We start from the raw sequence: 22,977 nt of genomic DNA, 5'->3' as shown, positions 1-22,977 counted from the left end.
TCCGTCATGGCGGCCGCCCGTTCCGGCGGTGGCCGATATGTGATGTGCCAGCATATGCTGGCGCTAGACTTACAAAAGTCAACAAGTCCAAACATCATCCAACAGGAGGATCCGTGAAGCTGCTCGTCACCGGCGGCGCCGGATACATAGGCAGCGCCGTGGCGGCGCAACTCGTCGAAGCGGGCCACGAGGTCACCGTGCTGGACGATCTGTCCACCGGCCACGCCGACGCGGTCCCGCCGGGCGCCCGGTTCGTCGAGGGGTCGATCACCGACGCCGCCGGGGTGCTCGACGGCGTGGAGGGCGTGCTGCACTTCGCGGCGAAGTCGCTGGTCGGCGAGTCCGTACAGCGGCCGGACCTGTACTGGGCGCACAACCTCGGCGGCACCCTCGCCCTGCTCGACGCCATGCGGAGCGCCGGGGTGGGCCGGATCGTCTTCTCCTCCACCGCCGCCACCTACGGCGAGCCGGAGCGCTCCCCGATCAGGGAGACCGACCCCACCCGGCCGACCAACCCCTACGGCGCGTCCAAGCTCGCGGTCGACACCGCGCTGAGCGCGTTCGCCGGGATGTACGGGCTGGCCGCGGTGAGCCTGCGCTACTTCAACGTGGGCGGCGCGTACACCGACCGGGACGGCCGCGTCTACCGCGAGCGTCACACCGTGGAGACCCACCTGATCCCTAACGTCCTCGCCGTCGCGCTCGGCGGGCGCGAGCCGGTCAGCGTGTTCGGCACGGACTACCCGACCCCCGACGGCACATGCGTGCGCGACTACATCCACCTGGCCGACCTGGCCGGCGCCCACCTGCTGGCGCTGGACGCCTGCACCCCGGGCGAGCACCGGATCTACAACCTGGGCAGCGGGACCGGCTTCTCGGTGCAGGAGGTGCTCTCGGTCTGCCGCGAGGTGACCGGTCACGAGATCCCCTCGGTGGTACGCGAGCGCCGCGCCGGTGACCCGGCCGTGCTGGTGGCCTCGTCCGAGAAGATCCGGGACGAGCTGGGCTGGAAGCCCGAGCACCCCTCGGTCCGCGACGTCGTCGCCGACGCCTGGGCCGCCCTGACCGGCCGGGACTAGAGCCGGAAACGGGCCGTGTTGTTGGCGGGACGGCGGTCGCCCACCCGTGCCGAGTGGACGGTCGCCTCCGCCCGCCCCCCGCGGTCGCGGGCCGCGAAGGCGAGCAGCAGGCTCGCCCTCCCGCCCGCGCCGAGCGCGCGCAGCAGGCAGCCGGTGCGGCCCGGGCGGGAGTCGCACCGCGCGCCGCGCGCCGCCAGCAGCCGTGCCCCGCCGGTGTCGAGGAGGATCCCGGCGTCGTGGACGCGCCGCGGCCCGCGGTTGCGCACCACCGCGGACATCACGACGAGGCGACCGGCCCGGACCCGGCGCGACATCGTGACCGCCAGGTCCGTCCCCTCCCCCACCTCGGTCAGCGTCCGCGTGGAGTTGTTCGTCTCGTCGTCGTCCACGACCCCGGAGGAGAGCGTGGCGCTCGCCTCCAGCGGGCCCCGCGCGCCGGGCCGCACCATCGCGTCGATCCTCACCCCGCCGGACGTCCCGGCCGGGACGTCGGCGGACGAGGCGCAGACCACCTCCCCGGCCGCGACGCCGGGCAGGCACTCGGCGACGTCGGCGCCCAGCACGTCCACCTCGTCCGGCAGCCGGACGGTCAGCACGGGCAGCACCGCGTCACCGGGCCCGGCGTTGCCCACCTCGGCCCGGTAGCTCAGAAGGCGGCCCGGCTGGGCCCTGGCCGGGGAGACCAGCAGCCGCACCGACAGGTCGGCGCCACCCCAGCCGTCGCCCTCCGGTGAGGCGAGCGCCGCCCGGGGCAGTGCCGCGAGCACGAGACAGAGCACACCGGCGGCGACCCGCGCCGCGGCGTGCCCCCGGACCATCGATCCCCCGACCACAAGTGATCATTGAACGACGGGACGCGCCGCCCGGCGATGAGCGACACGCCGCCTTTCCGGCCGGGCCGGGCCCGCACCGGATCGGGCCCGTACCGGATCAGGCCGGGCCCGTACCGGATCGGGCCGGGCCCGTACCGGATCGGGCCGGGTCCGTACCGGATCGGGCCGGTCGCGTCAGATCAGGCCGAGCTCGCGGACCGCGGAGCGCTCCTCCTCCAGCTCGGCCACGGTGGCGTCGATCCTCTTGCGGGAGAAGGCGTCGATCTCCAGCCCCTGGACGATCTCCCACTTCCCGCCGCGCGAGGCGACCGGGAAGGACGAGATCAGACCCTCCGGCACGCCGTACGAGCCGTCGGAGGGGATGGCGGCCGAGGTCCAGTCGGTGCCGTTGACCCAGTCGAAGACGTGGTCGATCGCGGCGTTGGCGGCCGAGGCGGCCGAGGACGCGCCCCGGGCCTCGATGATGGCCGCGCCGCGCTTGGCCACGGTGGGGATGAAGGTGTCGCGCAGCCAGGTCTCGTCGACCAGCTCGGCCGCGACCTTGCCGCCGACCTCGGCGTGGAAGAGGTCCGGGTACTGGGTGGCGGAGTGGTTGCCCCAGATGGTCATCTTCTTGATCTCGGTGACCGGGACCTGGAGCTTGGCGGCGAGCTGGGACAGCGCCCGGTTGTGGTCCAGGCGGGTCATCGCGGTGAAGCGCTCCGCCGGGACGTCGGGGGCGTTCTGCTGCGCGATGAGCGCGTTGGTGTTGGCCGGGTTGCCGACCACCAGCACGCGGACGTCGTCGGCGGCGTTGTCGTTGATCGCCTTGCCCTGCGGGCCGAAGATGCCGCCGTTGGCCTGGAGGAGGTCGCCGCGCTCCATGCCCTTGCTCCGGGGACGGGCCCCGACCAGCAGCGCCACGTTGACGCCGTTGAACGCCGTGTTCGGGTCGTCGGTGACCTCGATGCCGCGCAGCAGCGGGAACGCGCAGTCGTCGAGCTCCATCGCGGTGCCCTCGGCGGCCTTCACGGCCTGCGGGATCTCCAGCAGGCTCAGCGTGACCGGGACGTCGGCGCCCAGCAACTGGCCCGAGGCGATGCGGAAGAGCAACGCGTAGCCGATCTGACCGGCGGCACCGGTGACGGTGACCTTTACGGGAGTCTGGGCCATGACCTTCCCCCACTCGAAGGATGAACTGTGACGCTCGGATGTTACCCGTCCGTCGCCGACGGCCGTCCGGCGAGTACCCCGATCGGCCCCCGGGCCGGTGGGACGGGCCTCAGCCGCAGGCCGCCATGGCCGGGAGGTCGTTCTCCCGGCCGGGGAAGCCGACCCTGGAGAAGTGCCGGTCGAGCAGCCTGCGGACCGTGCCGTTCCGGTGGAGCTCGGCGATCGCCCCCCTGACGGCCTCGCAGGTGCGCTCGTCGCCCCGCTTGAGCGCCACCGCGTAGCGCTCGTCGGTGAGCTCCAGGCCGAGCAGCCGGTGCCGGACGCTCTCCCGGTCGCCGTAGCCGGCCAGCAGCAGGTCGTCGCCGGGGACCGCGTCGACCCGGCCGTCCCGCAGCATCTCCATGCACTCGGCGTAGGTCCGCGCGGGCAGGAGCTCCAGCCGTCCCACCGCCTTCTGCAGCACGGCGACCGAGGCGCTCGCATCGGGTCGGCACATCCGGCTGCCCTCCAGGCCCTTCACGGTCCGGATGGGCGATTCGTCCTTGACCAGCACGTCGACGTGCGCGAGGTAGTAGGGCCCGGCGAAGGTCACGTCGTCGACCTCGTTGATCGGGTAGGTGGCCAGCACCATGTCGACGTCCCCGGCCGCCAGCAGCCTCGGCCGTTCGTCACGGGCGGTGCCCCGGAAGGTCACACCGCTCTCCGGCACCCCCAGGGCCTCGGCGATCTCCAGGGCCAGGTCGACCTCGAAGCCGCTCCACCTGTCGCCGTTCCGCAGCGCGACACCGGGCAGGTGGTCGCGCATGCCGACGACGAGCCTGCCGGTCTTGGCGGCCTTGTCCACCACGGAGGTGAACACCTCGCCGGATGGCTGCACGGGCGTGCCCCCGGAGGGGGACCGCGGCCACCAGACGACGGCGGCGGCGGCCGCCCCCGCGAGCAGCAGCAGGGCCAGCGCGGCGGCGATCCAGCGTCCCCGCCGCGAGCGTCCGTGCCCGTCCGGCCCTCCGGTACGCGCGGGCCCCTGCCAGCTCGGCGGCGACACCGGGGCGCCGTGGCCGGGGTGACCGGCGTACCCCGGGTGACCGCTGTACTCGGGACCGGCGTACTCGGGACCGGCGTACTCAGGACGGGCGTACTCGGGACGGGCGTACTCGGGACCGGTGTGCTCGGGACCGGTGTGCTCGGGGTGGCCGGTCCACTCTGCGGGGTCGGGGAGCGGCGTGGTGTCCCGCAGGGGGGAGGAGAACCCCTGGGCGGCGGGAGCGCGCCGGGTGTCCCGGCCGGGCCGTGCCTCCGGGTCCGGGCCGTACCGGTCCTCCCTGCCGGGACGCCCGGCTCGACCGGGCCCGTCGAACCCCCCGGGCATACCGGGCGTGTCAGGCCGGCCGGGTCCGTCGAACGCGCCGTGCCGGTCGGACCCGCCCGACCGGTCGGGCCGGTCGGGCCGGTCGTCGTGGGGACGCTCGGCCCGGAAGCCGGTGGACGGCGGCGGCCCGCCCGCGCCTCTCTCCGTGCCTGTCTCCGCGCCTCCGTCCGCGCCTTTCTGAGCTCCCGCACCCGGCCGGGGCATCGTCCCGGAGCCGGGAAGGCGGAGCTGGCTGGTGGCGTCGCCGTCGTCCAGGTCCGCGGCGAGGCGCGCGGCGAGGCGCGCGGCGGGGTCCGTGCCGGGACCGGTCCCCGGGCCGCGCCGGTCACCGGCCCGGGGCTCGTCGGGGGCGGCGACCTCGGCCCCCTGGGTGAGGATCGCCGGGGAGGCGCTCCCCGCGTCGGGGTGACCGAGCAGCCGGAGCAGGAGGCGGTCGGCGGAGGGCCTGCCCGCGGGGGACTTGGCCAGCGCCGCCCCGACCACGCCGCGGAGCGGCTCCGGCAGCACGCCGAGGTCGGGCTCGTGGTTGAGGATGCGGTTGAGCACCACGGCGATCGACCCCCCTTCGAAGACCGTCTCGCCGGTCGCGGCGAACGCGATGGTCGCGCCCCAGGCGAAGACGTCGGTGTGCGGCCCGACGTCGGCTCCGGCGATCTGCTCGGGCGCCATGTACGCGGGGGTGCCGATGGCCCGGCTGGTGATCGTGCCGGTGGAGTCGAGGATGCGGGCGATGCCGAAGTCGACCACCCGCGGGCCGTCGGCGGCGATGAGCACGTTGTCCGGTTTGAAGTCCCGGTGCACGATCGAGGCGTGGTGGATCGCGGTCAGCGCGGTGGCGGTGCCGATCGCCAGCCTCTGCAGCGGGGCTCCCCGCAGGGGGCCGTCGCTCTCCACGACCTCCCGCAGCGACCTGCCCTCGATGTACTCGCTGGCGATGTAGGGGGTGTCGCCCTCCAGGTCGGCGGCGAGCACCCCGGCCGTGCAGAACGAGGCGACCCGCTGGGCGGCCCGCGCCTCCCGGGCGAACCGCGACCGGGCGACGGCGTCGCCGGAGAACTTCACGTGCAGCAACTTGATCGCCGCCCGCTCCCCGGCGGCGTCGACCCCGAGGTAGACGATGCCCTGCCCGCCCTCGCCGATGCGCCCGAGGACGCGGAACGGCCCGAGCCGGTCCGGCTCCCCCGCTCCCAGTGGGGCGATCTGCGGCATCATCGTCCTTGGGGTCTCGTAATCTTCGACGTGGCAAACTTTACGGCGCCATGACCCGCCCACCCCCACCGTTACCCCGACGTGACCGCGCACCCCTTACCCCAGGGCTCGTTCCCCGTCCGTGCCACGGCCGGGATGACGGGCGAACACGACCCCCCGATTTCCGACAATTGCCCCAATTTTTCGTTAAAGCCGCTTAGATCGCTACCGTCGTACGTCCCTTAGGCAAGCCGGAGCAAAAACGTCCATGCGCCGATATATCGGTTATCGCGAGTTCGTGCAGCGCGATCAGCGTTCCCTCGTCGGCACCGCACTGCTCCTCACCGGTAGCCACGAGCAGGCCATCCGCCTGGTGCTGCGGTCCTTCCACACCGTGGCCCTCTCCTGGCCGCCACCGGTCTGGGAGAACCCCACCACGCACGCCCAGATCGCGCTCTACCGCCGGTTCCTGCAGCGGCCGAGCGCCGCCGGGGCCACGGCGCTGGTGCGGCTCCCGGCCCGGCAGCGGCTGCTGGTCGTGGCCTGCCTGCACGACGGCAGGACCCGGGCGGAGATGGCGGCCGTCCTCGGGGTGCCCGAGGACACCGTGCGGACGGAGATCGCCGAAGCCGTCGAGACCCTCACCAAGGGCGACGAGAAGCGCCTGGTCGCGAGGATGGCCACGGCGGCCGGGGAGGCGTCCGTCCCCGACCTGAGCGCGCTGTGCGTGCGCACGCTCAAACGCCGCCGTGCCCGCGGGGTGCTCCTCACCGTGGCGGCGGCGCTCGTCCCGGTCGCCCTCATCGTCGCCTTCACGGTGCTCCAGCGGGGCGAGGTGCTGAACTCGGCGCTGAGCGGCCGCGGCGGCGTCGAGGCGATCGAGGGCCACGAGCCCGTACGGGCGATCGCCACCCCGACGCCCGCCCCCTCCCCGTCCGGCTCCCCGGCGGAGAACGGCGCCTCCCCCGGCGCCTCCCCCGGGACCACGCCCTCGAAGGCCGCGTCCCCGAAGGCCGTCCAGCCCGGCACGACCGCGTCCCCTGCCCCGTGGCGGGCTCCGCGGACCTCCTCGGTGATCCGGTACGCGGTGCCGGCCCGCTGTCCCGGCGAGGACGTCCCCGCGCGGGACGGTGACGTGGTCTGCGCGGGCTGGACGCTGCGGCTGGCCCCCGGGGCCTCCGCGAGCGCGGCCGCCGGGGACTGCGAGGGCGGCGGACCCTGCGAGTCGACGGTCAGCGTCCCCGACGCCGCCCAGCGCCTCGCGCACGGCGACGGGAAGCGTCCCCGGCTGGATCCGGCCATCAGCCGTGACGGGCGTCGCATCGCGTACCTCAGCGCCGCGGAGCGCCGCTACGTCGCCCACGACCTCGGCAGCGGCGTGAAGCGCTACCTGTCACCGGTCCTCGTGCCGGCCGACACCGAGAAGGGCACGCTGGTGAGCGTCTCCCCCGACGGCCGCCACTTCACCGTCGTGCTCGGCGGGCGGCGCTTGCGGACCGACTTCACGACCGGCGCCCTGACCCCCGTGCCCGCGACGCGGGAGCTTCCCGCGGACAGGGCCGCCCCATGGCTCGGCGAGCGGTACGGCACCTGGGCCGGCTCCCCGAACGGGAGGTACGCCGCGGCGGTGGGCGGCGGCAAGGCGGCGCACCGGGACGCGCGCGGCCCGCTCGGCCTGCACGTGATCGACACCGCGGCGCGGCGAGTCCTGCGGCGGCTCCCGCTCCCCGACGTGGGACGGCCCGCCGAGGGGGCCGTGGTGAGCTGGCTGAACGGCCGCGAGGTGGTCGTCAGGATGAGCGCCGCGGACGGGGGCGAGCCCCTCGGCCTGTTCCGGGTGAACGCCGTCACCGGCCGCGCGCACCGGCTGGCCGGCCTTCCGGCCGACGCCGCCCTCGTCCTGGGGGCCGCGAAGGCCCTGTGACCGGCGAGCCGGTGCGCGCGGCCCCGTCACGGGAACGCGGGAAGTCACGGGAGAGCGGCAAGTCACGGGAACGCGGGAAGGGACCGCCGTCGGGCGGCCCCTTCCCGGGACGTCAGGGCGTGGTCAGCCCATCTTCTTCTTGAGGTTCTCGTCCAGCGCCGCCAGGAAGTCCTGGGTGGTCAGCCACTGGGCGTCGCCGCCGACCAGCAGGGCGAGGTCCTTGGTCATCTGGCCGCCCTCGACGGTCTCGACGCAGACCTGCTCCAGCTTGTCGGCGAAGTCGGACACCGCGGGGGTGTTGTCGAGCTTGCCGCGGTGCTGCAGGCCCCGGGTCCACGCGAAGATCGAGGCGATCGGGTTCGTGGAGGTGGGGTTGCCCTTCTGGTGCTCGCGGTAGTGGCGGGTCACCGTGCCGTGGGCGGCCTCGGCCTCGACGGTCCGGCCGTCGGGGGTGAGCAGCACCGAGGTCATCAGGCCGAGCGAGCCGAAGCCCTGGGCGACCGTGTCGGACTGGACGTCGCCGTCGTAGTTCTTGGCGGCCCAGACGTAGCCGCCCTCCCACTTGAGCGCCGCGGCGACCATGTCGTCGATCAGGCGGTGCTCGTAGGTGATCCCGGCGGCGTCGAAGTCGGCCTTGAACTCCGACTCGAAGACCTCGGCGAAGATGTCCTTGAAGCGGCCGTCGTAGGCCTTCAGGATCGTGTTCTTCGTGGAGAGGTAGACCGGGTAACCGCGCGAGAGGCCGTAGCGCATGGAGGCGCGGGCGAAGTCGCGGATCGAGTCGTCCAGGTTGTACATGGCCATCGCGATGCCGGGGCCAGGGAAGTCGTAGACGTCCAGCTCGACCGGCGCGGAGCCGTCCTTGGGGGTGTAGGTGAGGGTCAGGCTGCCCTCGCCGGGGACCTTCAGGTCGGTGGCGCGGTACTGGTCGCCGAACGCGTGACGGCCGATGATGATCGGCTTGGTCCAGCCGGGGACGAGCCTCGGCACGTTGGACATGATGATCGGCTCGCGGAAGATGACACCGCCGAGGATGTTACGGATGGTCCCGTTCGGGGACTTCCACATCTTCTTGAGGCCGAACTCCTCGACCCTGGCCTCGTCCGGAGTGATCGTGGCGCACTTGACGCCGACGCCGTACTGCTTGATGGCGTTGGCGGCGTCGATCGTCACCTGGTCGTCGGTGGCGTCGCGGTGCTCGATCCCGAGGTCGTAGTACTTCAGGTCGACGTCCAGGTAGGGAAGGATCAGCTGGTCCTTGATGAACTGCCAGATGATCCGGGTCATCTCGTCGCCGTCAAGCTCGACGACGGGGCCCTCTACCTTGATCTTGGGCATGCGTATGGTTCCCCTTCTGAACTAATTTGACCAGCACAGTCCTTTTTGAGGCTCACTGGCCGTTGAGGCTATCGGACGGGGTCGATCACCTCGCGGCGCACCCGGTCATCCGACCTATCGCATCGGCATGAGGTCCTTGAACTCCAGGATGATCCCGGCCACCATCAGCACGACGCCGAGGCCGCCCAGCGTGACGACGTCGGTGGCCTTGCGGCGGACGGCGAGCCGCCCGCCCCCGGCCAGCCGGGCGAGCGCCCCCAGGGTCATGACGGCGCCCATGGCGATCCCGCCCCAGTAGGGCAGGCCCAGCACCAGGGCGAGGACGAGCGCGGCGAGCGCTCCGCCCAGCACCAGGGGGTACGCCCCCCAGCGTTCCTCGTTCACCTCGGCCGCTCGCGCGTTCACCGGTCCATCACCCGCTCCCGCCCCTGATCCCGGCTCATCGCTCGGAGATCGGCTTCCACTTCTGGTCCCGCTCGCCGATGTACTCGCTGTCCGGCCGGATCAGCCGGTTGTCGGCGTGCTGCTCGATGACGTGCGCGGTCCATCCTGACATGCGGCTGACCGAGAAGACGGGAGTGAACAGGTCCGTCGGGATGCCCAGGTAGTGGTAGACGGTCGCCGCGTAGAAGTCGACGTTCGGGTAGAGGCCCTTGGTCTCGAAGACCACCTCCTCCATCTCCTTGGACATCCGGTAGTAGGTGTCGTCGCCGGACGCCTCGCCGAGCTCCTTCGACATCTTGCGCAGGTGCGTGGCGCGCGGGTCCTCGGTCTTGTAGACGCGGTGCCCGAAGCCCATGATCTTCTCACCGGCGGCGAGCCGCTCGCGCACGTTCGCCGCGACGCCGCCCGGGTCCATCGACTCCAGACCGCGCATGACCTGCTCGTTGGCCCCGCCGTGCAGCGGGCCCTTGAGGGTGCCGATGGCGGCCACGACGGCCGAGTGCATGTCCGACAGGGTCGCGGCGCAGACCCGGGCGGCGAAGGTGGAGGCGTTCATCGTGTGGTCGGCGTGCAGGACCAGGCAGGCGTCGAAGATCTCGACCTCGCGCTCACCGGGGGTACGGCCGGTGATCTGCAGCAGGAAGTTCGCCGCCACGCTCAGCTCGGGGTCGGGATCGGCGACGGCGGCCCCGGTCCTGGCCGCGTGGTAGCGGGCCACCAGGATCGGCTGCTGCGCGGTCAGCCGGGCCGCCTTGCGCAGGTTCGCCTCGGGCTCGTTGGAGTCCTTGTCCGGATCGTCGCCCCCGGCCAGCGAGACCAGCGTGCGCAGCGCCTCCATCGGGGCCTGCTTCTCGGCGATCTCCGCGATGTTGGCCTCGGCCAGGGTGCCGAGCGTACGCCCCCGGACCAGCTCCTGCCCGTAGGCGGCCAGCTGCTCCGCGGTGGGGAGCGTGCCGTACTGCAGCAGGTGCGCGGTCTCCTCGAAGCTCGTACGGCCGGCCAGATCGTGGATGTCGTATCCGCGATAGAAGAGGCGACCGGCCTGACCGTCGATGTCGCTGAGCGCTGTGGACGCGGCTACGACATCGGCGAGACCTTTGGTGGGCTTGTCCGCCATGAGTGTTTCCTCCGCTTATCTGTGAGCGAAGTCTACCCGTGAGCAGGGGAAACCCTCCCAAGTGGTACAGGCCAATTTCACCGGGGATTCTCCTTCTGGCAAAGGCGATTCCCCATCACCTCGTTTGGGTAAGCCGGAGCTGTAGGAATAGTTACGGCGGGCTACCTGGGGAGGAACTGCCGTGGAGGGGCCGTTCATACGCATCGAGGACACAGGCGAGGTGGTCCCGTTGCGCCCCGAGATCACGACGATCGGACGTGGCCGGGGAGTGGACATCCGGCTCACCGATCCGAGTGTTTCCCGGCTGCACGCGGAATTCGTCCGGCGCGGACCCTACCTTTACGTCGTTGATCTGGGCCTGTCCCGCAACGGCACCCGGGTCAACGGCCGGCCGATCGCCCGCAGGGTGCTGGACGACGGTGACGTGGTGTCCTTCGGCGCGGCACGAGGCAGGATCGGCGGGGTCCCGCGTGAGGACTTCGCCCCGGAGGTCGAGCTCCGCCGCGCCGCGGCACCGGAGCTGACCAGGCGGGAGGTGGACGTCCTGACGTCGCTCTGCCGTCCGGCGCTCTCGGACGAGGCGTTCGTGGCACCGGCCACGGCGCGGGAGATCGCCGACGACCTGGTGGTGACGGAGGCGGCCGTCAAGCAGCACCTTCTGCGCCTCTACCAGAAGTTCCGGATCCCGGAGGGGACCAACCGGCGCACCAGGCTGGCGAACGAGGTCGTCGCCCTGGGGCTGGTCAGGCCCACCCCGGTGGTGCCCCCGCAACGGGCCTCCGGCGCGGCGGAGCCACAGACGGCGAGCAGCGGCGCCAACCGCAGGGCCTCGTAACCGGCCCCGCCCGCGGGACGGTTCGCCCGCGGGCCCGGATCCACCCGTCACCCGGCCGAGCCCCTGACCCGGCCGGGAACCTGCGGCCCGCGAGGCCACGGCGAGCGCGGTCCGCGAGCCGGCCCGACCGGACTCACGACCCGGCCGGACACGGGTCGGCCGGACACGGACCGCCGATCCCATCGGCCGCGTCCGCCCGGGACGGCTCCGCCCGGTGGTCAGCCCTGCGCGCGGACGCGCCTCTCGGCGGCCTCGACCACGTTGGTGAGCAGCATGGCCCGGGTCATCGGGCCCACGCCTCCGGGGTTGGGGGTCAGGAAGCCCGCGACGTCCCCGACACCGGGCGCGACGTCACCGGCGATCTTCCCGTCGACCCGGGAGACGCCGACGTCGAGCACCGCGGCCCCGGGCTTCACCATGTCCGGGGTGATCAGGTGCGGCACCCCCGCGGCGGCGACGACGATGTCGGCGCGCCGGGTGTGGGCCGCCAGGTCCCGCGTCCCGGTGTGGCAGAGGGTGACCGTGGCGTTCTCCGAACGGCGGGTCAGCAGCAGGCCCAGCGAGCGGCCCACCGTGATCCCCCGGCCGACCACGACGACCTCGGCCCCCTTGATCGGCACCCCGTACTCCTGCAGCAGCGCCACGATCCCGTACGGCGTGCAGGGCAGCGGCGCGTCGACCATGTGGACCAGGCGGCCCAGGTTGACCGGGTGGAGGCCGTCGGCGTCCTTGGCCGGGTCCATCCGCTCGATCAGCGCCTGGGTGTCGAGGTGACGGGGCAGCGGGAGCTGGACGATGTAGCCGGTGCACTCGTCCGAGGCGTCGAGCTCGTCGACGACCGCCTCGACCTCTGCCTGGCCGGCGTCCTCGGGCAGGTCCCTGCGGATGGAGGAGATGCCCACCTCGGCACAGTCGCGGTGCTTGCCCGCCACGTAGATCTGGCTGCCCGGGTCGGCCCCCACCAGCACGGTTCCCAGCCCCGGGACGACGCCCCGCTCCGCCAGCGCGGCCACCCGCACCGCGAGGTCCGCCTTGATCTTCGCCGCCGTGGCCTTGCCGTCGAGAATCCGCGCGCTCATAGGGGCCACCCTCTCACGGGATCAGCCGCGCTCCGCTTCCCTGCGCTCGATGATCCTGCGGGTGAACGGGATGAGCTCCATGGCCCGTCCGCTGAGGTAGGCCGCGCCGAGCGCGATGACGATCATCATCAGGGGACTTCCCCAGAGGCCGTGCATGATCACGAAGGCGTACAGGGCGTGGTCGAGCAGCGGCATAGGGGGACTCCACGATTCGGACGAAAGAGGATGCTTCACCCTAACCGCGTTTCAAACCAATTTCAGCTGACCAGTCCTGTCCAAACGGCCACTTTCCTATCTCCCGTGTACGGCCGCCACGGTGACGCGACGGCCGTACCCCGGTGCAGGTCAGTGGAAGAAGTGACGGGTCCCGGTGAAGTAGAGGGTCACCCCGGCGGCCTCGGCCGCGGCGACGACCTCCTCGTCCCGGATCGAGCCGCCCGGCTCCACGATCGCCCTCACCCCGGCGTCGATGAGGATCTGCGGGCCGTCCGCGAAGGGGAAGAACGCGTCGGAGGCCGCCACGGCCCCCCGCGCACGCTCCCCGGCCCGGGAGACCGCGAGCCGCGCCGAGTCGACCCGGTTGACCTGGCCCATGCCGACGCCGACGCTGGCCCCGTCCGCGGCGAGCAGGATCGCGTTGGACTTCACCGAACGGCACGCCCTCCAGGCGAAGGCCAGGTCGGCGAGGACCTCGGCAGAGGCGGCCGATCCCGCCTTCAGCTCCCAGGAGGACGGGTCGTCCCCGGGCGCGTCGATCCGGTCGGCGGCCTGCACCAGCAGCCCGCCGTCGATCCGGCGGAACTCCGAGGGGTTGGACGGCCCGCCCGGGCAGGCGAGCAGCCGGATGTTCTTCTTGGCGGTGAGCGTCGCCAGCGCCTCCTCGGTGAAGGAGGGGGCCACCACGACCTCGGTGAACACCTCGGCGATCTGCGCGGCCAGCTCGCCGTTCACCTCGGCGTTGACCGCGATCACGCCGCCGTACGCCGAGACCGGGTCGCAGGCGTGGGCCTTGCGGTGGGCCTCGGCGACGTCCGCGCCGACCGCGACGCCGCACGGGTTCTGGTGCTTGATGATCGCCACGGCGGGCCCGTCGAAGTCCCACGCCGCCCGCCAGGCCGCGTCGGCGTCCAGGTAGTTGTTGTAGGACATCTCCTTGCCGTGCAGCTGCTCGGCCGCGGCCAGGCCGTCCTTCTGGTCGGCGTACAGGGCCGCGCCCTGGTGCGGGTTCTCGCCGTAGCGCAGCGGCGAGCGCAGCTCCCAGGCGGCGCCCATGTAGCGCGGCCAGGCGCCCTCCTCGGCCGCGTAGACCTCGGCGAACCAGGAGGCCACCGCGGTGTCGTAGGCGGCGGTGTGGGCGTACGCGGCGGCGGCCAGGCGGCGGCGGTCGGTGAGGGTGAAGCCGCCCGCCTCGATCGCGGCGAGCACGTCTCCGTAGGAGGCCGGATCGACCACGACCGCTGCGGTGGCGTGGTTCTTGGCCCCGGCCCGGATCATCGCCGGACCGCCGATGTCGATCTGCTCGACGCACTCGGTGTCGGAGGCGCCGGAGTCGACGGTCTGCCGGAACGGGTAGAGGTTGACCACGACCAGTTCGAACGGCTCGATCTCCAGCTCTTCGAGCTGCTTGACGTGCGAGGGGTTGCCGCCGTCGGCGAGCAGGCCCGCGTGCACCCGCGGGTGCAGCGTCTTGACCCGGCCGTCGAGGCACTCGGGAAAGCCGGTCAGGGACTCGACGGGAGTGACGGGGACGCCGAAGGAGGCGATCCTCGCGGCGGTGCCCCCCGTGGAGACGATCTCCACGCCCGCGGCGTCGAGGCCGCGGGCCAGTTCCTCCAGCCCGCTCTTGTCATACACCGCGATCAACGCGCGCCGGATGGCGATGCGGGTCACTTCGTGCTCCTCATGGTCGTTTCCGGGTCTCTCCCGGGGATCCGGCTCATTCGCCGGTGCGTCCGAGTCGGACGGTTCTGCCGGTCACGGTCCAGCCCTCGCGGGCCATCCGTCCGACGGTGTCGACGAGCAGGTCGCGCTCGACGGTCTTGATGCGTTCGTGCAGGGTGGCCTCGTCGTCGCCGTCCAGCACCGGCACGGCCTGCTGCGCGATGATCGGCCCGGTGTCGACGCCGGCGTCGGCGAGCATCACCGTGCAGCCGGTGACGCGCACGCCGTACGCCAGCGCGTCCCGAACGCCGTGCGCGCCCGGGAAGGAGGGCAGCAGCGCGGGATGGGTGTTCAGGACGGGGAAGGCCCGCAGGGTCGGCTCGCCGAGGATCTTCATGAAGCCCGCGCAGACCACCAGGTCGGGCCGGTGAGCGGCGATGCGTCCGGCCAGGGCCAGGTCCCACGCCCCGCGGTCCGGGTGGTCGGCCAGCCGCTCCACGAAGGTCGGCACCCCCGCCCGCTCGGCGCGGGCCAGCCCTTCGATCCCGTCGCGGTCGGCCCCCACCGCCACCACGCGGGCGCCGTAGGTCTCGTCTGCCACGGCGTCCAGCAGGGCCTGTAGGTTGGTCCCAGAACCGGACACGAGGACCACGAGCCGAACGGCCTGGGATGACACCGACGCTCTCCATTCGGACGGGGACTCACGCCGCTGCAAGGGTATCGGCTGTCCGTACGAACGATACAAGGAGGTCAGGTGACACTACCGGTCCAGGTGCGGCCCGCCGAGAGTGCCGGCCGCAGGGCGCTGTGGCTCGCCGTCGCCGCGGTGGTGATGACGCTGGTGCTCCCGCTGGCGGGGGTCGTGATGGCGTTCTTCGCCCTGGTCACCTCGGTACGCGCGATCCGGACGCTGCGTTCCGTGCCCAAGCCCGCCGGCATCGCCGTGGTGGGCGTCGTGCTGTCGGCCGGCGCGCTGGTGGTGTCGGTCGCGATGTCCGCGCTGCAGTTCTACTTCAGCGACGAGCTGGCCGCCTACGCCGAGTGCGGCAGGGGCGCGGGCACGGTCGCGTCGCAGAACGAGTGCGTCGAGCAGCTCGAACGGGCCCTTGAGAAGAAGATGCCCTTCGTGCGGCCGGGGCAGATGCAGTTCCCCTTCCCGCCCTGAGAACCGTCCCGGACGGCCCCGCGGGAGCCGTCCGGAGCACCGGGGACGTCGTGAGAACCCCGCGCGCCCGCGGGAAGGCCCTCCTGGACGACCACCCCCGCGGCCGACGACGGACGCGGGCGGTGGGTCGTCCGGCGGCTCCGGCCGCGAGGTCGTTCAGTCGCGGTCCCAGGCGTAGGGGTCGACGTAGATGACGTGGCCGCCCTTGTCGTCGGACTCGTCGACGATGTCGCGCCGGGGCGGGCGCGGCGGGTCGGGGCGGCGGGTCGCGAGCGTGTCCTCCGCGGCGGCCGAGGCGTGCTCGTCCTCCCAGTCGTCCCGGATGACCGGGATCGGCTGGGTGTCGCACTCGGTGGCGTCCAGCCAGTGACCGGGAAGCCTGCGCAGCTCCTCGGGCTCGGCGAGACCGGCCTTGCCTGCCACCGACCCGGCGGCCCGCGCGAGCTTGACGCCGGCCTTGCGGACCGGCGCGGTGGCCGTGCCGACCTTGGCAGCCGCCTTGGTGACGGCCGTACCGTGCCCGCGGAAGAGCAGCCACCAGTTGGCCAGCCCGGCCGCGATCCCGGCCGCGACGCCCACCTCCAGCGTCACCGAGAGCATCACCTCCCAGGCCGCCGGGCCCACCTCGGAGAGCCGCGCGCCACCGAGCGAACCGCCCGAGAGCGCCGCCAGCAGGCCCGCCGCGGCCCCGGTGCCCAGCCCGCAGGCGAGCCCCCACAGCGGAGCCCCCTCGTACGAGGAGGAGGGGGAGATCCGCACGACCAGCACGCCCGCCACGGCGCCGGCCACGAACGGCACCGCGACCACCGCCATCACCCAGGCCGGGGTCGGGCCCGCCTCCGGCAGCGCGCCCAGGATCGGCAGGCTCGGCACCGTGCCCAGCTGCACCCCGGTCGGCGCGACGAGCGTGCCGGTACCGACCGCGAAGCCGGGACCGGCGATGTAGGCCATCGCCCAAATGACGGCGTTGAGCAGGTAGAGCCCCTGGATCAGCAGGAGCAGCAGCCCGCCCACGAATCCCGGGGCCAGGATGCCCGACAGCTCACCGACCTGGCCGAAGTTGGCCACGGTGGCCCCGGTCACCAGGATCGCGCCGGCCACGAGCATGATCGTCAACGCGGCCGACGTGCCGGCCACGACCGAGCGCAGCCGCTCGGGCAGCAGGCGCAGCATGGACCGCCAGGGTCCGATCGTCCTGGCGACGGCCACCGAGCCCGCGATGAAGGCCAGCACGAGATGGCTGATCAGCACGTCGCCGAGGAAGGGCTGGGTGATCTCGTTCCTGGTGATCAGCGCGATGAGCCCGGCCAGCAGCGCGTACGGCGCCGCCAGCGAGATGCCCGCCTGGGCGACCAGGACCAGCTGGGCCCTGCGGCGCGCGTTGGACACCTCCCTGGGGGTGTTCTTGGGCAGCCGGGCCGGAAGGCGGAGCCGCAGGTCCGCGTCGCGGGCCATCCACATCCCGGCGCGGTACAGCAGGAAGGCGGGCAGGATCGTCAGGCCCAGAGGGAGCAGTCCCACCGAGCCGCCCGGGATCGCGAAACCCGCGTGATGGGCGGCCAGCCAGAGCTGGGACGCGGTCCGGAACACCGCCGGCAGACCGACTCCCAGCGCGCCACGCGGAGCGGCGATCCAGCCGACCAGGGTGAGCGTGGTGAGCACCGCCAGTCCCACGCCGAGCGTCCAGGCGGCGGCGAGCATCCCGGAGACGGGAAGCGGCCGGCGGACGTCGTCGTCGTCACCGGTGAGGCCGGGCAGGGGGATACGGCTGAGGACGTTGCGGGGAGCCGTCCGTAGCTGATCGAAAAGGGCCGTCACAGTAGTCGATGGTCTCAGCATCTCCGGTGTGGAAGGGACTCCTGCGCCCCGCGTGTCGCGCACCACCCCTCGGCGGGGACGTGTGGTATCCGGGCCGTGGCCGGAACCGAGAGCGGGAGCGGGAGCGGGAGCGGGACCGTGGTCGGGGGCTGTGGCCAGGACCGTGGCCGTGGTCGGGACCGTGGCCGTGGTCGGGACCGGACGGCGAAGGGCGCCCGGCGAGATGCCGGACGCCCTTCGGTGGTACGCGATCCCCGCGCGCGGTTTCCGCGCGGTCTCTCGTGCGCGTTTCTCATGCGCTCCGGCGCGCGGTTCTCGTGCGCCCCGGTGCGCGGTGCCCGCCCCGGTACGGCTAGAGCGCCTGGACGACCTCGCGCATCAGCCGCGCGGTCTCGCTCGGGGTCTTGCCGACGCGCACGCCGACCTTCTCCAGGGCGTCCTTCTTGGCCTGTGCGGTGCCGGCCGAGCCGGACACGATCGCGCCCGCGTGGCCCATGGTCTTGCCCTCCGGAGCGGTGAAGCCCGCCACGTAGGCGACGACCGGCTTGGTGACGTGCTGCTCGATGTAGGCGGCGGCCCGCTCCTCGGCGTCGCCGCCGATCTCGCCGATCATCACGATCGCGTCGGTGGCCGGGTCGTCCTGGAACGCCTGGAGCGCGTCGATGTGGGTGGTGCCGATGACCGGGTCACCGCCGATGCCGACCGCGGTGGAGAAGCCGATGTCGCGCAGCTCGTACATGAGCTGGTAGGTCAGCGTGCCCGACTTCGAGACCAGGCCGATACGGCCCGCGCTGGTGATGTCGGCCGGGATGATGCCCGCGTTGGAGGCGCCGGGCGAGGCGATGCCGGGGCAGTTCGGCCCGATGATCCGGGTCTTGCCGCCCTTGGCGACCGCGTAGGCCCAGAACTCGGTGGTGTCGTGGATCGGGACACCCTCGGTGATCACCACGCAGAGCGGGATCTCGGCGTCGATGGCCTCCTTGACGGCGTCCTTGGTGAACGCCGGGGGCACGAAGACGACCGACACGTCGGCGCCGGTCTCCTTCATGGCCTCGGCGACGGCGCCGAAGACGGGCAGGCCCTCGTGGACGGTACCGGCCTTGCGGGCGTTGACCCCGCCGACGACGCGGGCACCCGAGGCGAGCATGCGCCGGGTGTGCTTGGTGCCCTCACCGCCGGTCATGCCCTGGACGATGATCTTGCTGTTCTCGGTCAGCCAGATGGCCATTACGCACCTACCGCGGCGAGTTCGGCGGCCCGCTTGGCCGCATCGTCCATCGTGTCCACCAGTTCGACGCCGGAGAGCTTGGCGTCGGAGAGAATCTGACGCCCGAGTTCGGCGTTGTTGCCGTCCAGCCGGACGACCAGCGGGCGGCTCACGCTCTCGCCGCGGGTCTGCAGCAGCTCGAAGGCGGAGACGATGCCGTTGGCGACCGCGTCGCAGGCGGTGATCCCGCCGAAGACGTTGACGAAGATCGACTTGACCGCGGGGTCGGAGATGATGATCTCCAGGCCGGCCGCCATCACCTCGGCCGAGGCGCCGCCGCCGATGTCGAGGAAGTTGGCGGGCTTGGGCTTGCCGGGGAACGCCTCGCCGGCGTAGGCGACGACGTCGAGGGTCGACATGACCAGGCCCGCGCCGTTGCCGATGATGCCGACGGAGCCGTCCAGCTTGACGTAGTTGAGGTCCTTGGCCTTGGCCGCGGCCTCTAGGGGGTCCTCGGCCGCCTTGTCCTCGAAGGCCTCATGGTCCGTCTGGCGGAAGGCCGCGTTGTCGTCGAGGGTGACCTTGCCGTCGAGGGCCTTCACCTGGCCGTCGGCGGACAGGATCATCGGGTTGACCTCGACGAGGGAGGCGTCCTCGTCGACGAAGGCGCACCAGAGCTTCTCGATGAGCTCGGCGGCACCGTCGAGCGCCACCTCGGGCAGCCCGCCGGCCTGGGCGATCTCACGGGCCTTGGCCCGGTCGACGCCGTCCAGCGGGGAGATCGGGACCTTCGCCACCTTCTCGGGCGTGCTGTGCGCGACCTCTTCGATGTCCATGCCGCCCGCGGCGGAGCAGATGGCGAGGAACGTACGGTTGGCGCGGTCGAGCAGGAAGGAGAAGTAGTACTCCTCCGCGATCGCGCTGGCCTCCTCGATCAGGACCTTGTGGACCGTGTGGCCCTTGATGTCCATGCCGAGGATGTCGGTGGCCTTCCGCTCGGCGTCGGCCGCGTCGTCGGCGACCTTCACGCCACCGGCCTTGCCTCGACCACCGGTCTTGACCTGGGCCTTGACGACGACACGGCCGGTCAGCTGCTCGGCTGCCGCCCGTGCCTCCTCCACGGTGTGCGCGACGACGCCGCGCGGCACCGGGATGCCGTACTCCGCGAAGAGCTCCTTCGCCTGATGTTCGAACAGGTCCACGAGGGTCCGTCCTTGCTTGTCCGGCTGGTGTACAGATGTGAGCGGGCCGGCTCCACGATCCAAGGGGGAGCCCGGCGGTTTTGCGCCAATGAAGCCTAGCCCGCCTGATGACATGACCAGGCAACCGGGTCCATGATCGCCTGGCCGAATGTTGTTCGTGACCTCGCGGGGGGTGCGAGGGACGCGAGAAACCGCCCGCGCCGGTCCGCCGGAGACGTCCGCGACGGCGTGGCCGATCCACGCGCCGATCCACGCGCCGGTCCGAGCGCCGGTCCGAGCGCCGATCCGAGCGCCGATCCGAGCGCCGGTCCGAGCGCCGATCCGCCGGAGACGTCCGCGACGCCCCGGCAGGTCCGTGCGCCGTCCGGCCCGGACGGGTCCGCGCCGACCGTCAGACCGGCGAGGGGATCGCGCTCCGGACCCAGTCGACGATCTCCTGCGTGGTGGCGCCCGGTGTGAAGATGCGCGCGACGCCCATCTCCTGGAGCGCGGGCATGTCGGCCTCGGGGATGATCCCGCCGCCGAAGACCACGATGTCGCTCGCGTCGTTCTCCTTCAGCAGCTCCAGCACCCTGGCGAAGAGCGTCATGTGCGCGCCGGACAGGATGGACAGGCCGATCGCCGCGGCGTCCTCCTGGATCGCGGTGCGCACCACCTGCTCGGGCGTCTGGTGCAGGCCGGTGTAGACGACCTCCATCCCCGCGTCCCGCAGCGCGCGCGCCACGATCTTCACTCCCCTGTCGTGACCGTCCAGCCCCGGCTTGGCGATGACGACGCGGATCCTCGGCACGGCATCCATACAGACCTCCTTGTCTGCGCTCCCCCGCAACATGGGAGCTGTCGGCAGCGTAACCGGCCCCGTCCCGGTACCGTCCAGCGACCGGTTCGATTCTCCCTCCGGGCCCTTCCCCGGCGCGCGCCACGGCCCGGCGTCGCCACCTCCGGAATCCCACCGCTTTCCCGGTACGGCGAACGCGCCGTGAATTTCACGGAACGGCGAAAGAAAGCCGGGCTCCCATCACGTTCGAAAAACGGGAAAACAACGTTCCGTGATCGCGTGGAAACAAGAATGCCCATCCCGGCCCTCCGGACGGAATCCCGGAACACGGGGAGGCGTTCTGCACGGAATATGCACGATTAATTCAAGACGAACGTCCGCATGCGCTATCTTTTCGTGATCTAGCACTGCGAGAGTGTGCAGACCCTTCGCCGTCAGGGCGCGGGGCACCATCAGGAGGACTTCCCTTGAAGCGATACATCGCCGGGCTGGCGTGCGCCGCAACGGCCGTGCTGGGCGTCCCGGCGCTGGCATCGACCGCGCACGCGCAGGTCGCCGATCCGGTCACCGCGCTGAAGAGCCAGTTCAAGAACGGACGCGGTGTCACCTACACCGACACCATCAAGATTCGTCGGCAGCAAAAGACCGAGGTCCTCGGCAAGCGCGTCGGTGAATTGCAGTTCGGCGCCTCCGGGGTGATCGCGTCCGACCACACCACCACGCTGCGCATCAAGGAGGGCGACCTCGGGCTCGGCCTTGAGTCGAACGACGAGGAAGACAGCCCGGAGAGCAAGCGGTTCAACAAGCTGATGGCCGGGCTGGCCGAGCCCGAGCGGGTCGTCCGGATCGGGAACAAGGCCTACATCTCAGGCGGGGCGTTCAGCCGGTTCATGCCGACGGACAAGCCCTGGCTGCAGTATCCCGAGGACACGCACGGCGTGACCGGCTCGATGGGCCAGCCCGTCAACGCGGCCGAGCCCGCCACCCTCAAGGCCCTGCTCGCGCACGCCACGGTGAAGCAGACCTCCGCCTACGCGGGGAAGATCACTTACAGCGAGCTCCACAAGGTCTCGCCGTGGTTCCGGGCGGGGGTGGGGCAGAAGCTGCTCGCGCCCCTGGCCAAGATGAAGATCAATTGGAAGCTGTTCTTGGACGGCCGCGGACTCCCCGCCAGGCTGACGATCTCGAGCGGGGGCGCAACGATCACCACCGCCTACACCAACTGGGGTGCCCCGGTCGCGGTCACCGCTCCGCCGGCCGACCAGATCGCCACCGTCAAGGACGTCCAGGCGGGCTTCGAGGCCGTCGAGACCATCCCCCTGCTCAGCGGCAAGTGATCTCCCCTCGTCCCCGGCAGGTGCCACCTGCCGGGGACGGGGACGGGGCCGTCCGGGCGTCCGGGCCGGCGCCTTCACCGATTCTTGATCCGTTGTTTCGCCGTATAGGCAAGAATCTTTTCCTCCTCCGCGACGACGCGCGGACACCTACGGGAGGACCCCCTCGATGAGGCGAACGCTCGCCGCCCTGACCGGCGCGACCCTGGCAGCCCTGATCGCCCCGCTGCCCGCCCTGCCCGCTCCGGCCGAAGCCGCGAGCGGACCTGCCGCCCTGACCCCGGCGGCCGGTCGGTCGGCCTCGGCGGCCGACCCGGTCTCGGCGCTCACCCGCCGGTTCAAGGCCCAGCGGGGCGTGAGACTCGCCGAGAACACGAAGATCATCGGTGAGGGGAAGAAGTACCGGACGATCTTCACCCGGCGGTCCGGCGTGCTGGAGTTCGGCGGGAAGGGCCTGGTCGCCTCGGACCTGACCACCCGGTTCACCGTTCCCAGCAAGGGCGAGGACGGGCTCGCGGGCGTGTTCGCCCCCTCGCGGACCATCTCGGTGAAGGGCACCGCGTACACCTCGGGCGGCATCTACGCCGACTCGATGCCCGAGGGCAAGAAGTGGCTGCGCACGCCCGGCGACACGGGTTCCCTGGTCAGCGCCGTTCAGCAGATCATCAGCACCGTCGAGCCGGGCACGCTGCGGGCGACCCTGGCCCGCACCGCCGCCAGGCGTCCGGGAGGCACCTGGGACGGCACCCGGACCACGGTCCACTCGGGCACGATCACGCTGGGCGAGCTCTTCGGGGTCTCCCCCGCGGTGCGCGCGATGCTCGGCACGAAGCCCACCGGCAGGTCCGCCACGCTCCCGGTGAGCTGGAAGATCTACCTCGGCTCCGACCTGCTGGTCCGCCGGGTCGTGTCGTCGTACACGGAGTCGACCAGGGGCCTGAACAGCACCGAGCTGACCTACGTCAACGACACCCGCTACACCGGATGGGGCACCAAGGTCACGATCAAGGCGCCGCCCGCCGACCAGGTGGCCGACTTCGACGAGCTCACCGTCGGCGCCGACGAGGCCCGGGGGGCCCAGGACCCGGTCCGGGGGTTCTTCGAGAACTGACCGGGCCGGTCCGGCCCGCGCCACGCCTCCGGGGAGCGGCACCGGCCGCTCCCCGGACGTCCGGCGACGGGACCCGCTTCTCGGACGTCCCCGCTGTGATCCGCTTCTCGGACGTCCCGGGGC

The 22,977-nt window shown here is 72.1% G+C and carries 20 protein-coding genes; 6 read left to right on the top strand and 14 right to left on the bottom strand.

Annotated elements, in window-relative coordinates:
* Nucleotides 1-113 precede the first annotated feature (113 nt).
* Nucleotides 114-1,079 (top strand): UDP-glucose 4-epimerase GalE, encoded by a 966-nt coding sequence (gene galE, locus ACIBCT_RS03805; RefSeq protein ID WP_344889697.1) that lies wholly within the window; start codon nucleotides 114-116, stop codon nucleotides 1,077-1,079.
* Here the strand turns inward: galE and ACIBCT_RS03800 are convergent.
* The 3 genes from ACIBCT_RS03800 to ACIBCT_RS03790 form a co-directional block, all read right to left on the bottom strand.
* Entirely contained in the window at nucleotides 1,076-1,912 is an 837-nt protein-coding gene (locus tag ACIBCT_RS03800) for a hypothetical protein (protein WP_399185849.1), read from the bottom strand. The two genes, galE and ACIBCT_RS03800, sit on opposite strands and share 4 nt — an antisense overlap.
* 174 nt (nucleotides 1,913-2,086) lie before the next feature.
* On the bottom strand, nucleotides 2,087-3,064 hold the full coding sequence (locus ACIBCT_RS03795; RefSeq protein WP_399185848.1) for a malate dehydrogenase: 978 nt from the start codon (nucleotides 3,062-3,064) through the stop codon (nucleotides 2,087-2,089).
* A gap of 109 nt (nucleotides 3,065-3,173) precedes the next feature.
* The gene (locus ACIBCT_RS03790; RefSeq protein ID WP_399185847.1) at nucleotides 3,174-5,645 is read right to left on the bottom strand and encodes a protein kinase; all 2,472 of its coding nucleotides are present in this window, start codon (nucleotides 5,643-5,645) and stop codon (nucleotides 3,174-3,176) included.
* Nucleotides 5,646-5,919: 274 nt separating this feature from the next.
* Between ACIBCT_RS03790 and ACIBCT_RS03785 the strand changes: the two genes are divergently transcribed.
* Nucleotides 5,920-7,545, top strand: coding sequence for a sigma factor-like helix-turn-helix DNA-binding protein (locus ACIBCT_RS03785; RefSeq protein WP_399185846.1), 1,626 nt, complete (start codon nucleotides 5,920-5,922; stop codon nucleotides 7,543-7,545).
* 123 nt (nucleotides 7,546-7,668) lie between these two features.
* On the opposite strand, the gene ACIBCT_RS03780 is transcribed toward ACIBCT_RS03785, so the two are convergent.
* The 3 genes from ACIBCT_RS03780 to ACIBCT_RS03770 all read right to left on the bottom strand — a co-directional run bounded on the left by ACIBCT_RS03780 (nucleotide 7,669) and on the right by ACIBCT_RS03770 (nucleotide 10,444).
* Nucleotides 7,669-8,883, bottom strand: coding sequence for an NADP-dependent isocitrate dehydrogenase (locus tag ACIBCT_RS03780; protein WP_399185845.1), 1,215 nt, complete (start codon nucleotides 8,881-8,883; stop codon nucleotides 7,669-7,671).
* A 114-nt stretch (nucleotides 8,884-8,997) separates the two neighbouring features.
* A complete protein-coding gene (locus ACIBCT_RS03775) occupies nucleotides 8,998-9,288 on the bottom strand; it encodes a hypothetical protein (RefSeq protein ID WP_399185844.1) in 291 nt (96 codons plus the stop codon).
* Nucleotides 9,289-9,322: 34 nt separating this feature from the next.
* On the bottom strand, nucleotides 9,323-10,444 hold the full coding sequence (locus ACIBCT_RS03770) for a citrate/2-methylcitrate synthase (RefSeq protein ID WP_399185843.1): 1,122 nt from the start codon (nucleotides 10,442-10,444) through the stop codon (nucleotides 9,323-9,325).
* Between the two features lie 181 nt (nucleotides 10,445-10,625).
* Between ACIBCT_RS03770 and ACIBCT_RS03765 the strand changes: the two genes are divergently transcribed.
* Nucleotides 10,626-11,279: an FHA domain-containing protein gene (locus tag ACIBCT_RS03765; RefSeq protein WP_344889718.1), complete on the top strand. Its 654-nt coding sequence runs from the start codon at nucleotides 10,626-10,628 to the stop codon at nucleotides 11,277-11,279.
* Nucleotides 11,280-11,497: 218 nt separating this feature from the next.
* On the opposite strand, the gene ACIBCT_RS03760 is transcribed toward ACIBCT_RS03765, so the two are convergent.
* The 4 genes from ACIBCT_RS03760 to purN all read right to left on the bottom strand — a co-directional run bounded on the left by ACIBCT_RS03760 (nucleotide 11,498) and on the right by purN (nucleotide 14,915).
* Nucleotides 11,498-12,358 carry a bifunctional methylenetetrahydrofolate dehydrogenase/methenyltetrahydrofolate cyclohydrolase gene (locus tag ACIBCT_RS03760; RefSeq protein WP_399185842.1) on the bottom strand — a complete coding sequence of 287 codons (861 nt, stop codon included), beginning with the start codon at nucleotides 12,356-12,358 and terminating at the stop codon, nucleotides 11,498-11,500.
* Between the two features lie 21 nt (nucleotides 12,359-12,379).
* Nucleotides 12,380-12,553 carry a hypothetical protein gene (locus tag ACIBCT_RS03755; RefSeq protein ID WP_399185841.1) on the bottom strand — a complete coding sequence of 58 codons (174 nt, stop codon included), beginning with the start codon at nucleotides 12,551-12,553 and terminating at the stop codon, nucleotides 12,380-12,382.
* 150 nt (nucleotides 12,554-12,703) lie between these two features.
* Nucleotides 12,704-14,248: a bifunctional phosphoribosylaminoimidazolecarboxamide formyltransferase/IMP cyclohydrolase gene (gene purH / locus ACIBCT_RS03750; RefSeq protein WP_399185840.1), complete on the bottom strand. Its 1,545-nt coding sequence runs from the start codon at nucleotides 14,246-14,248 to the stop codon at nucleotides 12,704-12,706.
* Between the two features lie 46 nt (nucleotides 14,249-14,294).
* Nucleotides 14,295-14,915 carry a phosphoribosylglycinamide formyltransferase gene (purN, locus tag ACIBCT_RS03745; RefSeq protein WP_399185839.1) on the bottom strand — a complete coding sequence of 207 codons (621 nt, stop codon included), beginning with the start codon at nucleotides 14,913-14,915 and terminating at the stop codon, nucleotides 14,295-14,297.
* A 78-nt stretch (nucleotides 14,916-14,993) separates the two neighbouring features.
* Between purN and ACIBCT_RS03740 the strand changes: the two genes are divergently transcribed.
* Nucleotides 14,994-15,404, top strand: a complete 411-nt coding sequence (locus ACIBCT_RS03740) for a hypothetical protein (protein ID WP_399185838.1) — start codon at nucleotides 14,994-14,996, stop codon at nucleotides 15,402-15,404.
* A gap of 156 nt (nucleotides 15,405-15,560) precedes the next feature.
* On the opposite strand, the gene ACIBCT_RS03735 is transcribed toward ACIBCT_RS03740, so the two are convergent.
* The 4 genes from ACIBCT_RS03735 to ACIBCT_RS03720 form a co-directional block, all read right to left on the bottom strand.
* Nucleotides 15,561-17,222, bottom strand: a complete 1,662-nt coding sequence (locus ACIBCT_RS03735) for a DUF6350 family protein (RefSeq protein WP_399185837.1) — start codon at nucleotides 17,220-17,222, stop codon at nucleotides 15,561-15,563.
* A 352-nt stretch (nucleotides 17,223-17,574) separates the two neighbouring features.
* Nucleotides 17,575-18,450 carry a succinate--CoA ligase subunit alpha gene (gene sucD / locus ACIBCT_RS03730; RefSeq protein ID WP_399185836.1) on the bottom strand — a complete coding sequence of 292 codons (876 nt, stop codon included), beginning with the start codon at nucleotides 18,448-18,450 and terminating at the stop codon, nucleotides 17,575-17,577.
* A complete protein-coding gene (sucC, locus tag ACIBCT_RS03725) occupies nucleotides 18,450-19,631 on the bottom strand; it encodes an ADP-forming succinate--CoA ligase subunit beta (RefSeq protein WP_399185835.1) in 1,182 nt (393 codons plus the stop codon). The genes sucD and sucC overlap by 1 nt, the downstream gene beginning before the upstream one ends.
* Before the next feature lie 391 nt (nucleotides 19,632-20,022).
* On the bottom strand, nucleotides 20,023-20,430 hold the full coding sequence (locus ACIBCT_RS03720) for a cobalamin B12-binding domain-containing protein (protein WP_344889743.1): 408 nt from the start codon (nucleotides 20,428-20,430) through the stop codon (nucleotides 20,023-20,025).
* A gap of 446 nt (nucleotides 20,431-20,876) precedes the next feature.
* Here ACIBCT_RS03720 and ACIBCT_RS03715 point away from each other — a divergent pair, with 446 nt between their 5' ends.
* Both ACIBCT_RS03715 and ACIBCT_RS03710 read left to right on the top strand, forming a co-directional pair.
* On the top strand, nucleotides 20,877-21,746 hold the full coding sequence (locus ACIBCT_RS03715) for a hypothetical protein (RefSeq protein WP_399185834.1): 870 nt from the start codon (nucleotides 20,877-20,879) through the stop codon (nucleotides 21,744-21,746).
* Between the two features lie 166 nt (nucleotides 21,747-21,912).
* Nucleotides 21,913-22,854, top strand: a complete 942-nt coding sequence (locus ACIBCT_RS03710; protein WP_399185833.1) for a hypothetical protein — start codon at nucleotides 21,913-21,915, stop codon at nucleotides 22,852-22,854.
* Nucleotides 22,855-22,977: the final 123 nt, after the last annotated feature.

This window comes from Streptosporangium sp. NPDC050855 (assembly GCF_044456585.1).
GTDB classification, from domain to species: Bacteria; Actinomycetota; Actinomycetes; order Streptosporangiales; family Streptosporangiaceae; genus Streptosporangium; species Streptosporangium longisporum.
The sequence above is the reverse complement of the archived record's forward strand: the minus strand, read 5'-3'. Positions and strand labels throughout refer to the sequence as shown.